This is a genomic window from Alloyangia pacifica, from assembly GCF_003111685.1.
Classification (GTDB): domain Bacteria; phylum Pseudomonadota; class Alphaproteobacteria; order Rhodobacterales; family Rhodobacteraceae; genus Salipiger; species Salipiger pacificus_A.
This window is the reverse complement of the sequence record NZ_CP022190.1, coordinates 226282-238888: the sequence shown is the minus strand read 5'-3', so window position 1 is coordinate 238888 and position 12607 is coordinate 226282. Positions and strand designations below refer to the sequence as shown.

At 67.7% G+C, this 12607-nt stretch carries 11 protein-coding genes; 7 read left to right on the top strand and 4 right to left on the bottom strand.

Annotated features, from left to right (window positions below; genetic code table 11):
• Nucleotides 1–39: 39 nt before the first annotated feature.
• The 3 genes from CEW88_RS14110 to CEW88_RS14100 form a co-directional block, all read right to left on the bottom strand.
• Nucleotides 40–1941 carry a DEAD/DEAH box helicase gene (locus CEW88_RS14110; RefSeq protein ID WP_108968193.1) on the bottom strand — a complete coding sequence of 634 codons (1902 nt, stop codon included), beginning with the start codon at nucleotides 1939–1941 and terminating at the stop codon, nucleotides 40–42.
• Nucleotides 1942–2066: 125 nt separating this feature from the next.
• Nucleotides 2067–3581, bottom strand: a complete 1515-nt coding sequence (locus CEW88_RS14105) for an inorganic phosphate transporter (protein ID WP_108968191.1) — start codon at nucleotides 3579–3581, stop codon at nucleotides 2067–2069.
• Between the two features lie 5 nt (nucleotides 3582–3586).
• On the bottom strand, nucleotides 3587–4072 hold the full coding sequence (locus CEW88_RS14100; RefSeq protein ID WP_108968189.1) for an NUDIX hydrolase: 486 nt from the start codon (nucleotides 4070–4072) through the stop codon (nucleotides 3587–3589).
• Nucleotides 4073–4235: 163 nt separating this feature from the next.
• On the opposite strand from CEW88_RS14100, the gene CEW88_RS14095 reads away from it, so the two are divergent.
• Both CEW88_RS14095 and CEW88_RS14090 read left to right on the top strand, forming a co-directional pair.
• Nucleotides 4236–5474, top strand: coding sequence for an aminopeptidase (locus CEW88_RS14095; RefSeq protein WP_108968188.1), 1239 nt, complete (start codon nucleotides 4236–4238; stop codon nucleotides 5472–5474).
• Nucleotides 5475–5651: 177 nt separating this feature from the next.
• On the top strand, nucleotides 5652–5927 hold the full coding sequence (locus CEW88_RS14090) for a hypothetical protein (protein ID WP_108968186.1): 276 nt from the start codon (nucleotides 5652–5654) through the stop codon (nucleotides 5925–5927).
• 23 nt (nucleotides 5928–5950) lie between these two features.
• Here CEW88_RS14090 and CEW88_RS14085 read toward each other — a convergent pair whose 3' ends face one another.
• Nucleotides 5951–6835, bottom strand: a complete 885-nt coding sequence (locus CEW88_RS14085) for a LysR family transcriptional regulator (RefSeq protein ID WP_108968184.1) — start codon at nucleotides 6833–6835, stop codon at nucleotides 5951–5953.
• Nucleotides 6836–6977: 142 nt separating this feature from the next.
• Here CEW88_RS14085 and CEW88_RS14080 point away from each other — a divergent pair, with 142 nt between their 5' ends.
• From CEW88_RS14080 to CEW88_RS14060, 5 genes are read left to right on the top strand one after another with little or no spacing between them, the layout of a single operon-like run.
• The gene (locus CEW88_RS14080) at nucleotides 6978–7925 is read left to right on the top strand and encodes a tripartite tricarboxylate transporter substrate binding protein (protein ID WP_108968182.1); all 948 of its coding nucleotides are present in this window, start codon (nucleotides 6978–6980) and stop codon (nucleotides 7923–7925) included.
• Nucleotides 7922–8437, top strand: coding sequence for a tripartite tricarboxylate transporter TctB family protein (locus CEW88_RS14075; RefSeq protein WP_108968180.1), 516 nt, complete (start codon nucleotides 7922–7924; stop codon nucleotides 8435–8437). Before CEW88_RS14080 ends, CEW88_RS14075 begins: the two co-directional genes overlap by 4 nt.
• Before the next feature lies 1 nt (nucleotide 8438).
• A complete protein-coding gene (locus tag CEW88_RS14070; RefSeq protein ID WP_108968178.1) occupies nucleotides 8439–9956 on the top strand; it encodes a tripartite tricarboxylate transporter permease in 1518 nt (505 codons plus the stop codon).
• Nucleotides 9940–11529: a gamma-glutamyltransferase family protein gene (locus tag CEW88_RS14065; RefSeq protein ID WP_108968177.1), complete on the top strand. Its 1590-nt coding sequence runs from the start codon at nucleotides 9940–9942 to the stop codon at nucleotides 11527–11529. The genes CEW88_RS14070 and CEW88_RS14065 overlap by 17 nt, the downstream gene beginning before the upstream one ends.
• Before the next feature lie 60 nt (nucleotides 11530–11589).
• Nucleotides 11590–12576 carry a bile acid:sodium symporter family protein gene (locus CEW88_RS14060; RefSeq protein WP_108968175.1) on the top strand — a complete coding sequence of 329 codons (987 nt, stop codon included), beginning with the start codon at nucleotides 11590–11592 and terminating at the stop codon, nucleotides 12574–12576.
• Nucleotides 12577–12607: the final 31 nt, after the last annotated feature.

Sequence of the window (12607 nt, the reverse complement as noted above, 5' to 3'; positions counted from 1 at the left end):
ATCCGGCGGCCTTCTTTCATGCAGAGCGAGGCGCGGGCTTCAGCCCTTGCGGTGCTTTTTCGGCGCGGCCTTCTTGTGGGCACCGTCAGTGTCCTTGAAGGATTTCTTGGCACCGAACTTGCCCTTGGGCTTGTCGCCCTCGGCACGCTCGCGGCGCGGGCGCTCGAAGTCGCCGTCCTCGGCCTTGCGCTTGAAGCCGCCGGGACCGCCAAAGCCTTCCTTCTTCTTGAAGCCGCCTTCCTTGCGGAAGCCACCCTCTTTGCGGAAGCCGCCTTCTTTCTTGAAACCGCCTTCCTTGCGGAAGCCGCCCTCTTTCTTGAAGCCGCCGGGCTTCTTGGGGCCACGCGGCGCGCTCTTGAGCTCTTCGGGCAGGCCGTCGACCTGCTCCATCACGAGGCCCTGCGCCACTTCCATGTCGGGGCCGAGCGCCTCGAGGAAGCCCTCGACCGCGCTGTCGGCGATCTCGACGTAGGTCAGCTCGTCGGCGATGCGGATGGCGCCGAGTGCCTCGCGGGTGATGTTGCCGGCGCGGCAGATCTTCGGCAGCAGCCAGCGCGGGTTGGCATTGCCTTCGCGGCCGACGGTGACGGTGAACCAGCGGCTCGGGCCGAAGGGTTCCGTGCGCGGCGCCTTCTCGGCGCGGGCATCCACGGGCAGCAGCTCCTCGGGGGCCGAGCGCTGGCCGCGCCACTGGCGCACCATCGCCTGGGCGATTTCCTCGGCGCTGTACTTCTCGGTGATCTGGCTCACCAGCGCGGCGTCGGTCTCGGGCGAGGGGTCGGTCCACATGGGATCGGCCAGCATCCGCGCCTCGTCGCGCTCCAGCACCGCATCGGCACTGGGGGCTTCGCCCCATTCGGCCTCGACCTTGGCGAAGCGCATGATACGCTCGGCCTTCTTGCGGTCGCGCAGCGGCACGATCAGCGCCGAGATGCCCTTGCGCCCGGCGCGGCCGGTGCGGCCCGAACGGTGCAGCAGCGCCTCGTTGCTCTGCGGCAGCTCGGCGTGGACCACCAGATCGAGGTTCGGCAGGTCGATGCCGCGGGCGGCCACATCGGTCGCGACGCAGACACGGGCGCGGCCGTCGCGCATCGCCTGCAGCGCGTGGCTGCGCTCGTCCTGGCTCAGTTCGCCCGACAGGCCCACCACGGCAAAGCCGCGGTTGGTCAGCCGCGACACCAGACGCGACACGGTGGCGCGGGTGTTGGCGAAGACGATGGCGTTGGGCGCCTCGTGGAAGCGCAGCAGGTTGGTGATCGCGTTCTCCTGGTCGCCCTGGGCGACGATCACCGCGCGGTATTCGATGTCGGAGTGCTGCTTGGCCCCGCCCTGCACCTGGATGCGCTGCGAGTCGCGCTGGTAGCGCTGCGCCAGTTGCGCGATCTGCGGCGAGACGGTGGCCGAGAACAGCAGCGTCTGACGCTCGGGGTTGGAGGCCTCGAGGATGGTCTCGAGGTCTTCACGGAAGCCGAGGTCGAGCATCTCGTCGGCCTCGTCGAGCACCACAGCCTTGACCTGCGAGAGATCCAGCGCGCCGCGGCGCAGGTGGTCGCACAGGCGGCCCGGGGTGGCGACGACGATATGCGCGCCGCGCTCGAGCGCCCGGCGCTCGGTGCGCGCGTCCATGCCGCCGACGCAGGAGGCCATGACGGCACCGGCTTCGGCATAGAGCCAGCTCAGCTCGCGGCGGACCTGCAGCGCGAGTTCGCGGGTGGGGGCGATGATCAGCGCTTCCGGCGCGCCAGCGGCGCCGAAGCTCTCGGCGTCGCCGAGGATTGCGGGGGCAATGGCAAGGCCGAAGCCCACCGTCTTGCCCGAACCGGTCTGCGCGGAAACGAGCAGGTCGGCACCGGCTACGGCCGGGTCGGCCACGGCTTCCTGCACCGGGGTGAGCGTTTCATATCCACGGGCTTGCAGAGCGGCTGCGAGGGTTTTTTTCAAGGTCTGAGATCCGATCCAAGGACTGTCGGCGAAGGATGTCGGTACGAGAAGTCAGACCGAGTCAGGGCGCCGGGAAAGGGTGCGCTATATACCCTGCACCCCGGCCCGTAAAGCGCCGATTGCGCTTAGCCGACCAGCGTGGTGAGGAGTAGGAAGCAAAGCGCCGACAGCAGCGCCGAGGCGGGCACCGTCACCAGCCAGGCGGCGATGATGGTCATGAAATGCGAGCGGCGGACCAGCTTGCGGCGCTGCCGTTCCTCGGGCGGGAGCAGCTTGGCGGCCCGCTTTGGGTCGCTGTGGCGGGCGCGGCGCGCCATGTACCATTCGCGGTAAAAGCCGACCCCGAACACGCCACCGACCGCGATATGGGTCGAGCTGACCGGCAGCCCGAGCCAGGACGCGAGGATCACCGTCAACGCCGCCGAGAGCGCCACGCAATAGGCGCGCATCGGGTTGAGCTTGGTGATCTGGCTGCCGACCATGCGGATCATCCTCGGGCCGAAGAAGATCAGGCCGCAAGAGATCCCCAGCGCGCCGATCATCAGCACCCAATGCGGCATTACGTCAAGATCGGCGGCACGGTCCTCGGTCTGCAGCGCGCGCACGATAGCTCCGAGCGGGCCGACCGCATTGGCCACGTCGTTTGCGCCATGGGCAAAGGAGAGCAGCCCGGCCGAAACCACGAGCGGCAGGCGGAACAGCGCCTTGAGCGACGCGTTGCGGTTGCTCATGCCCTGCGACTGCCGCCGCACAAGCGGCACCGAGAGCCGCCAGCTCAGCAGGCCGACCGCGAGGCCGAGGAGCGCCGCCTCGTGGAGATCGAGATCGATCACCCGCCGCAGCCCCTTGAGCGCGAGATAACAGGCGAAGGTGCCCGCCATGACCCCGATCAGCACCGGCAGCCAGACCCGCGCGGCGGCGATCCGGTCGGGCACATACATGATCTTCCACTTGATGAAGGCGAGCACCGAAGCCGCGATCACTCCGCCCAGGATCGGCGAGATCACCCAGCTGGCGGTGATGGCGCTCATCGTTGCCCAGTTGACCGTGCCGAGCCCGGCGGCGGCGATGCCCGAGCCCATGACGCCGCCGACCACCGCATGGGTCGTCGAGACCGGGGCGCGCAGCACCGTGGCGGCGTTGATCCAGATGGCGGCGGCCAGCATGGCCGACATCATCGCCCGCACGAAATGCGCGCTGTCGGCGATCTCGCCCTGCGCGATGATGCCGCCGGAGATGGTCGAGACCACCTCGCCGCCGGCCAGCAGGGCACCTGCGGTCTCGCAGAGCGCGGCGATGGCGATGGCCCCGGCCATCGACAGGGCGTTCGCCCCCACCGCCGGGCCCATGTTGTTGGCCACGTCATTGGCGCCGATGTTCAGCGCCATGTAGGCGGCGAAGGCGGCGGCGATGGAGATCATCAGCGTGCCCTGAAGCTCGCCCGCCGCGACGGCGACGATCGCGGTGACGATGGCGATGAACAGCAGCGACACGCCGACGCCAATCAGCGGGCGGGCGGTGTGGATGGCGGCGGATTCAATCAGCGACAGGCGTCCGAGATCCTTGTCCAGCGTCGGCCAGGCCTGCTCGGAGTCGTGCTGTGACGCGGAGTGGCCCGCGCGGTGCCTGGGCTCGGTCATGGGGGTCAGCTGGTCCGGGGCAGGGGAAGCAGGCTCGGCACCCGGGCGAGCAGGGCCCGGAGCCCGGGTTCGTCGACCATCCTAGCAGCTTCGCCCGGCTCCACCCAGCGCCGATCGCGCTGGCCGGCTTCAGGGTAGTCGTCGCGCAGCTTGCTCACCTCTGCGGCATAGACAAAGACCACCGTGTCGAGCGGCAGGCCTCCATCGAGGCGCTTGTCGTAGCGGTAGCTGCCGATCTCGGCGGTCTCGCCGGTGGTAAAGACGACCCCGGCTTCCTCCCAGGCTTCCTCGAGCGCGGCACCGGCGGAGTCGAGCCCGGCCTTGGGCCAGCCCTTGGGCAGAACCCAGCGCTTCGTTCCCCGCGAGGCGATCAGCAGAACCTCGAAGCCCCCGGCGCAATCGGCAGGGCGATAGCACATCGCCGCGACCTGAAATCGCGGCGGCCGCCGGAACGCCGGGCCGATCACCTTGTGCCAGAGGTTTAGAAACATGGCGCGCCTCCTAGCACCGAAACCGGGAGATCTTCAATCTATATCGTTAAGGATGACACCGACGTGTGGCCTTTCACGCGAGGTTACGCTGGCGGGCGGGCGCTTGACTGTCCTAGGCCGCAGGCCCAGTTTTGCCGCAACCAGACAGACTCAGGAGCTTTTCATGACGTCGACCCCCATCGACCCGACGCTGATCGACCGGCTTGCCGAAGTGGCCGTGCGCACCGGCGTGAACATCCAGCCCGGCCAGCAGCTCGTGCTGACCGCCCCGGTCTCGGCGCTGCCTCTGGTGCGCGCGGTGACCCGCGCGGCCTACCGCGCCGGTGCCTCGCTGGTGACCCCGCTGCTGTCGGATCCCGACGTGGCGCTGGCGCGCTTCGAAGAAGGGCAGGACGCCAGCTTCGACACCGCCGCAGGCTGGCTTTACGGTGGCATGGCCGAGGCCTTTGGCGAGGGGGCCGCGCGCATGGCGATCGTCGGCGAGGACCCGATGCTGCTTGCCGAGCAGGACCCGGCCAAGGTCGCGCGCGCGGGCAAGGCCAACTCCATCGCCTACAAGCCTGCGATGGAGAAGATCACCAATTTCAATGTGAACTGGTCGATCTGCGCCTGGCCAGGCGCGGCCTGGGCCAAGCGCATGTTCCCCGAGCTCAGCGAGCCCGAGGCGCAGGCGAAACTGGCCGAGGCGATCTTTGCCGCCGCGCGCGTCGACACCGCCGATCCGGTCGCCGCCTGGGCCGAGCACAATGCCGTCCTGCGCGCCCGGACCGAGTGGCTGAACGCCGAGCGCTTCTCGGCGCTGCATTTCACCGGGCCTGGCACCGATCTGACGATCGGGCTGGCGGACGGCCACGAATGGCACGGCGGCGCAAGCACGGCGCAGAACGGCGTGCAGTGCAACCCGAACATCCCCACCGAGGAGGTGTTCACCACCCCGCACGCGCAGCGCGTTGACGGCACCGTGCGCTCGACCAAGCCGCTGTCGCACCAGGGCAGCCTGATCGACGGCATCGCGGTGCGCTTCGAGGGCGGCCGCATCGTCGAAGCGACGGCTGAGAAGGGCGAGGCGGTGCTGAAGGAACTGCTGGCCACCGACGAGGGCGCGGCGCGCCTTGGCGAAGTGGCGCTGGTGCCGCACGGCTCGCCGATTTCGCAGTCTGGCCTGCTGTTCTACAACACGCTCTTCGACGAGAACGCCGCCTGCCACATCGCACTGGGCCAGTGCTACTCGAAGTGCTTCCTCGATGGGGCGTCGCTGAGCGCGGATCAGATCGCGGCGCAGGGGGGCAACAGCTCGATGATCCACGTCGACTGGATGATCGGCGGCGCAGAGACCGACATCGACGGCATTCGCGACGATGGCACCCGAGTGCCGGTCTTCCGCAAGGGCGAGTGGGCCTGAGGTCGGGCACACTCTCTCGAGGGGGAAATCGCAGGAGCCGCGCCGGGGAAACCCGGCGCGGCTTTCGCGTCGCACGGGCGCCAAAAGTATTAACCGAACGTCAACTTATCGCATTGTACACAGGGCGACTCGGGGTACACTTTACCTGCTGCCACGCGAGTATGAGGGGGTTGGTGCATGCGCAAGACAGAGACAGTCACCATCAGCGGCGAGATCCTTTCCTATGCGGAAGGGCTCGTGGCCCGCGGTGAATACCGCGACGTCGGTTCCGCGATCGAGGGCGAGCTGCTGAAGGCCCGCGCCCGGCGCCTGGGCAAGATCAGCCCGTTCCAGAACGAGTTGAGCAGCCGCCTGATGATCCAGCCCGACCAATGGGACGCGATGGGTGTTTCGGCGGAGCCGTTCTTCGGTGATGATCCGGCGCTGGCGCGGGTGATCGAAGACCGCAGCTGACCCTCTTTCGGGATCGATTTGGATCAATCGCGATCGTCGCGCGGACGGCCATGTTCGACCAGCGCGGCGATCAGGGTTGAGAGCACCTCGGCCCGGCTGGTGGTCGGGCGCTGCACCACGCCAAGACGGCGGTGGATCGGCGGCGCGCCGAAGGGAAACCAGTCGAGCGCTGCGGTGATCGAATCCTGCAGCGCCACATAGGGGATGATGGCAAAGCCCAGTCCCGCGCGGACGCAGCCCACCACTGCCGTCATCGTGTTCACCGAGACCACCTGCCGCGGCGCGACGCCGAGCCGGGCGATCTCGGTGTCGATTTGCCGTGCCAGAGGCACCTGCGTGCGGTAGCGGATGTAGGGCACCTGACGTACGAGGTCGCGGATCGCCAGCCCCCCGGAGCCGGGCGGGGTGATCACCACCAGCGGCTCGCTCAGCACTTCGGTCCAGCGCAGGCTGGGCGGCACGGCGACGTGTTCGGCCACCAGCGCCGCGTCGAGTTGGCCCGAGACCACCTCGGCCATCAGCTCCTCGGACATTCCGATGCGCAGTCGGAAGCTGAGCTCGGGGTAGCGGTCACGCAGCGAGGCCAGCGCCTGCGGCACCAGAGAATTCGCCCCCGTGCGCAGCGAGCCGAACGCCAGCGTGCCGCCGACGTCGCCGCCGGTGACCGAGGCCTTGGTCTCGGTGAGGATGCGCAGGATTTGCCGTGCCGAGCGCAGCATCTCGGCCCCCTTGGCAGTCAGCACCGGCGGGCGGCGGGTACGGTCGTAGAGCTGCACGCCCAGCTCCGCCTCCAGCGCAGAGACCTGCTGGCTGACCGCCGAGGCGGTGAGGTTTATCGCCTGCGCTGCGGCGGCGAAACCGCCGTGCTGCTCGATGGCGAGGAGGGTCTGTAGCTGGCGGGTGTCCATCGCCTTAACGTAAGGAATTCTGAAAATAATGGCAATAACTTCGCGCTTTGTGAGGCTTAATCTTGTGTTACTGGGGGTTACCCAATCAGAACGTCGGCGGACAAACTGCCGACTTGCCAGCATACACAGGGAGCCTCCACCCATGACAATCCGCACGGGCCTTGCCGCCCTCCTTGCCGCCGCCACGCTGACCGCCGCGCCTGCCAGCGCCGCCGACTACCCCGACCACCCGGTCGAATTCATCGTGCCCTGGTCGCCGGGCGGCGGGTCGGACACGTTGATGCGCCTCATCGCCGGCAACATCGCGCCCTACCTCGGCACCGAGATGCCGATCATCAACATGCCAGGCGTCGGCGGCACCGTCGGCCTGCGCGAAGCTTCGCGCCGCGCCAATGACGGCTACACCATCAGCCAGGTCCACGAGGGCCTGCTGGTCGCCACCGAGACCGGCATCACCGATCTGGCGTGGGACGACTTCGAGCCGATCGCGCTGATGACCGCCTCGCCGCAGTACCTCGTGGTGCACCCGACCGAGGATTACGCCGATTTCGAGGAGTTCGTCGCCTATGCCAAAGAGCACCCGGGCGAGATCACCATGGGCGTGACCCTGGGCGGCGTGCCGCACCTGCACGCGGCGATGATCGAACAGGCCTACGGCCTGCAGTTCCAATACGTCGGCTATGAAGGCACCGGCGAGCGCGTGCGCGCCCTCGTCGGCGGCAACCTCGATGCGGCGATCGGCGACATCTCGTCGTCGAAGCAGTTCGTCGACAACGGCGATCTGCAGTTCCTCGCCGTGGGCGCCTCCGAGCGCGTGGACGAGGCTCCCGAGGTTCCGACCTTCGCCGAGCTGGGCGCTGACCTCGAACTGCAGGTGACCCGCGGCATCGTCATGCCCAAGGGTGCCCCGCAGGAGGCCCGCGACAAGATGGAAGCCGCGCTCGAGGAACTGTCGAAAGACGAGACCTACATCGAGCAGACCAACAACGCGGGTGCTTCAGTCATGTTCCGCGGCCAGGAAGGGTACCGCGCCTACCTGGCGAAGCTCGATGAGACAGTGAAGTCGCTGGCAGAGGTTCTCGCACCGTGAGCGACGCCGGCTACGACAAGCAGCAGGCAAGGGAGGCGGGCGAGATTGCCCGCCTCCTGAGCTACGTGCTGATCCTTCTCGCCTCGGTCGGGCTGTTTGTCTCGGCCGCAGCGATTCCCACCTCGCGCTTCGAAAAGCTCGGCGCGGGTGCGTTTCCCAAGATCGTGTTCGCCGGTATCGCGCTGGTGGCGGTGATTGCCATCATCGACGCGTTGCGGAAGATCCCCGCGGGCGCCTACGGCCGTTTTGCCTGCCAGACGGTGGCCTGGGCGAAGCGTCGCGCGCTCGTTTTCGTCGTGCTGGGGGCTCTTGCAGTCTACCTTCTGGCGATCCCGCTGCTGGGCTTCTCGATCGCGAGCTTCCTCTTCATCCTCTCGCTGGAGTTGGTCCTGATGCCGCGCACGCCCATGACGCTGCTGATCGCGGTGATCGTGGCGGCGGTCTTCTCCTTCGGGCTCAACTGGCTGTTTGCCGAGGTCTTCACCGTCTTCCTGCCGCGCGGGGTGCTCTGACATGGACAGCTTCCTTTCCGGCGCAGCGCAGATCTTCACGCTTGCCACACTGATCTACATGCTTGCGGGTTCGATCGCAGGCATCGTCGCCGCCGCGATCCCCGGCTTCACCGTCACAATGGCCATCGTGCTGACGCTGCCGCTGACCTTCACCATGGAGCCGCTGCAGGGCATCGCTGTGATGCTGTCTGTCTACGTCGGCGGCTACACCGGCGGTCTCATCTCGGCTGCGCTGCTGGGCATTCCCGGCACGCCCTCGTCGGTGGCCACCACCTTTGACGCCTTCCCCATGGCGCGCCGCGGCGAGCCCGGACGGGCGCTGTCGCTTGGCGTCTGGGCTTCGTTCTTCGGCACGATCATCTCGACCCTGGTGCTGATCGTCGCCGCGCCGCCGCTGGCGATGTTCGCGGTGAAGCTCGGCCCGTGGGAGTATTTCTCGCTGATCGTCTTCGCGCTGACCATCGTGGCCTCGCTGGTGGGTGACAGCGTCATTCGCGGCATGCTCGCGGGTCTCATCGGGCTTGCCATCTCGACCGTTGGCACCGATCCGATCATGGGCCGGCCGCGCTTCGACTTCGGCATCGAGATGCTGCAGACCGGTCTGCCCTTCCTCGTGGTGCTGATCGGCATCTTCGCGATCTCGCAGCTCACGTCCGAAGTCGAGGATGCGAAATCCGTGCGGTCGGGCAATCCGCTGGTGACCGGCGCCATCGACTTCCAGACCTGGAAGGTGATGAAGGAGGTGCTGCTGCGTCCGGTGAACCTGATCCGCTCGTCCATCGTCGGCGTGCTGATCGGTGCGCTGCCGGGGGCAGGGGGCTCGATCGCCAACCTCGTCGCCTACGATCAGGCCAAGCGCAACTCCAAGGATCCAGACAGCTTCGGCAAGGGCAACCCCGACGGGGTCGTCGCCTCGGAGGCGGGCAACTCGGCCACTGCCGGCGGCGGTCTCATCCCGCTCATCGGCCTCGGCATTCCGGGCTCGGCGGTGGACGCGATCCTCATGGCCTCGCTGATGGTGCATGGCATTTCCGTGGGCCCGCGGCTGATCATGGATCACGCCGATCTGGTCTACGGCATGTTCATCGCCATGGCCGTCGCCTCGCTGATGATGCTGCTGGTCTCGGTGCTGTCGATGCGCCTGTTCCTGCGCGTCGCCGAGGTGCCGAAATGGCTGATCGTGCCGGTGGTGATGGTCTGCTGCGTCGTTGGCTCCTTTGCGCTGAACAACCGCGTGACCGATCTCTACCTGCTCGGCTTCATCGGTGTGGCGGGCTACACGCTGCGCGCACTCGGCTACTCGCTGGCGCCGCTGGTGCTCGGCGTCATCCTTGGCCCGATCGCCGAGACCAACCTGCGCCGGGCGCTGATGACCGATGCCGATCCGTCGCTTTTCTTCACCCGCCCGATCAGCCTCATCTTCCTTATCGCGGCTGTGCTCTCGATCGCCTGGGCGATCCGCAGCCACCTGAAACACCGCAAGACTTCCGGGAGGAGTACCGATGCGCCTGCGTCATGATCCCGTCTACCCGTCGCGCCGTTCGCCTGTTCTGGCAGAAAACGTCGTGGCAACCTCGCAGCCGCTGGCCACGCAGGCCGGGCTGACCATCCTGCAGCAGGGCGGCAACGCGGTGGATGCCGCGATTGCCACCGCCGCGGCGCTGACGGTGGTGGAACCCACCGGCAACGGTCTTGGCTCGGATGCCTTCTGCATCCTGTGGGACGGCAAGCAGCTGCACGGGCTCAACGCCTCGGGCCGCGCGCCCGCGGCCTGGTCGCCCGAACGCTTCCCCGATGGGATGCCGCAGCACGGCTGGGACAGCGTGACCGTGCCGGGCGCGGTCAGCGCCTGGGTCGAGCTGTCGGAGCGCTTCGGCAAGCTGGGGCTGGCGACGGTGCTGGCACCCGCCATCCGCTACGCGGAAGAGGGGTTCATCGTCTCGCCGGTGATCGCCACGCTCTGGGCCAAGGGTGCCGAGACCTTGGGCAAACAGCCGGGCTTTGCCGAGACCTTCCTGCCCGGTGGACGCGCGCCCAAGGCGGGCGAGCGCTTCCGCAACCCCGGCGCGGCGCGCACCCTGCGGGCGATTGCCGACACCAAGGGCCGCGCCTTTTACGAGGGTGAGATCGCCGAGGAAATCATCGCCTTCTCGCAGGCCAATGGCGGCGCGATGACGATCGAGGATCTAAAGGCGCAGAAGCCCGACTGGTGCGGCACCGTGAGCCAGTCCTTCGACGACGTCGAACTGCACGAGATCCCGCCGAACGGGCAGGGGATTGCGGCGCTCATGGCGCTTGGGATGCTGCAGCACACGTCCATTCGCGACCACGGCCCGGACGATCTGACCGCCGTGCATTTGCAGATCGAGGCGATCAAGCTGGCCTATGCGGACCTGCACGCCTTTGTCGCCGACCGCGATCACATGACCGAGGTCGACGAGACAGCGCTGCTCGATCCCGCGTACCTCAAGTCCCGCGCGGCGCTCATTGCCGAGGACAAGGCACAGGACTTTGGCCCCGGCGCGCCCAAGCGCGGCGGCACGGTGCTGCTGAACGTGGGCGACGCCTCGGGAATGATGGTGAGCTTCATCCAGTCGAACTACGCGGGCTTCGGCTCGGGCGTGGTTGTGCCCGGCACCGGCGTGTCGATGCAGAACCGCGGTTTCGGCTTCACCACCGAAGAGGGGCACCCGAACCGCGTGGCGGGGGGCAAGCGCCCCTTCCACACGATCATCCCGGGCTTTGCCATGAAGAACGGGCAGCCGCTCATGGCCTTCGGCATGATGGGCGGGCCGATCCAGGCACAGGGCCACATGCAGCTGCTGCTGCGCACCGAGCTTTGGGATCAGGACGTGCAGACCGCCGCCGACGCGCCGCGCTGGCGAATGATCAAGGGGCTCGACGTGGCCTGCGAGCCGAGCATGGCGCCCGAGCTGCTGGACGGTCTGAAAGCGCTCGGTCACCAGGTGCAGGTCGAGGCGCCGGACAACGCCTTTGGCTTCGGTGGCGCCCAGCTTGTGCATCGCCTGCCGGAAGGCGGGTTTGCGGCAGGCTCGGATCCGCGTAAGGATGGGCAGGCCGCGGGGTTCTGAAGCCCGCCCACACCATGCGGGAGCGGCGCGCGCGCCGGACAGGAAAGAGCAGGAGACGAGATGAAGTATCTCAAACGTATCGGCATCGACACTTACATGCTGTTGCTCATCGCCACGGTCTGCCTTGGCCTGTTGCTGCCCGCACAAGGCATCGCGGCGGCAGGGTTGAAGCACGTCACCTTCTGGGCCGTCGCGCTGCTGTTCTTCCTCTACGGGGCAAAGCTCGACCCGTCGTCGGTGCGGGCGGGGCTGCTGAACTGGCGGCTGCAGGGCCTGACGTTTGCCGCCACCTACGCGATGTTCCCGCTGGTCGGCCTGTTGCTGGTGTGGGTGTTTTCGCCGGCCCTGGGCGCGACGGTCACCCTGGGGCTGCTGTTCCTGGCGGTGCTGCCCTCGACGGTGCAATCCTCGATCGCCTTCACCTCGATCGCCGGGGGCAACGTGCCCGCAGCGATCTGCGCCGCCTCGCTGTCGAACATCGTCGGGGTGGCGCTGACCCCCGCGCTCGTGGCGCTGATGCTGCACCAGGGCGACGGCGGGGTGAGCTTCGATTCAATCGTCAAGATCGGCACGCAGATCCTCCTGCCCTTCGTCCTCGGCCAGCTGGTCCGGCCCTGGGTCGGGGATTTCGTGAAGCGGCACAAGTTGCTGACCATGGTGGTCGACCGCGGCTCGATCCTGCTCATCGTCTACTCGGCCTTCAGCGCGGGCACGGTCTCGGGCCTGTGGCAGAGGATTCCCACGGCGAGCCTGATCATGCTGGTGCTGGTGGTGCTGGTCTTCCTCGCCATCGCCATGCTGCTGATGGTGGGGGCCGGCAAGCTCTTCGGCCTGCCGTACCCGGACCGGGCGGTGCTGTTCTACTGCGGCTCGACCAAGAGTCTCGCCTCGGGCCTGCCGATCGCGACGGCGCTCTTTGCCGCCGATCAGGTCGGGGCGATCGTGCTGCCGGTGATGATCTACCACATGAGCCAGCTTCTGGTCTGCGCTTTCGTCTCGCAGAAGGCGGCGCGGCGCGAACAGGCCGAGGCGGTGCCGGCGAGCTGAGCGCGTTGTCAGAAGACTCCGGCGGAAAACA

Excerpts from the sequence above, each read along its gene's own strand:
- CEW88_RS14080 (WP_108968182.1), top strand. The coding sequence starts at position 6,978 with ATGACAATCCGCACGGGCCTTGCCGCCCTCCTTGCCGCCGCCACGCTG.
- CEW88_RS14070 (WP_108968178.1), top strand. The coding sequence starts at position 8,439 with ATGGACAGCTTCCTTTCCGGCGCAGCGCAGATCTTCACGCTTGCCACA.
- CEW88_RS14090 (WP_108968186.1), top strand. The coding sequence starts at position 5,652 with ATGCGCAAGACAGAGACAGTCACCATCAGCGGCGAGATCCTTTCCTAT.
- CEW88_RS14105 (WP_108968191.1), bottom strand. The coding sequence starts at position 3,581 with ATGACCGAGCCCAGGCACCGCGCGGGCCACTCCGCGTCACAGCACGAC.
- CEW88_RS14085 (WP_108968184.1), bottom strand. The coding sequence starts at position 6,835 with ATGGACACCCGCCAGCTACAGACCCTCCTCGCCATCGAGCAGCACGGC.
- CEW88_RS14100 (WP_108968189.1), bottom strand. The coding sequence starts at position 4,072 with ATGTTTCTAAACCTCTGGCACAAGGTGATCGGCCCGGCGTTCCGGCGG.
- CEW88_RS14060 (WP_108968175.1), top strand. The coding sequence starts at position 11,590 with ATGAAGTATCTCAAACGTATCGGCATCGACACTTACATGCTGTTGCTC.
- CEW88_RS14065 (WP_108968177.1), top strand. The coding sequence starts at position 9,940 with ATGCGCCTGCGTCATGATCCCGTCTACCCGTCGCGCCGTTCGCCTGTT.
- CEW88_RS14095 (WP_108968188.1), top strand. The coding sequence starts at position 4,236 with ATGACGTCGACCCCCATCGACCCGACGCTGATCGACCGGCTTGCCGAA.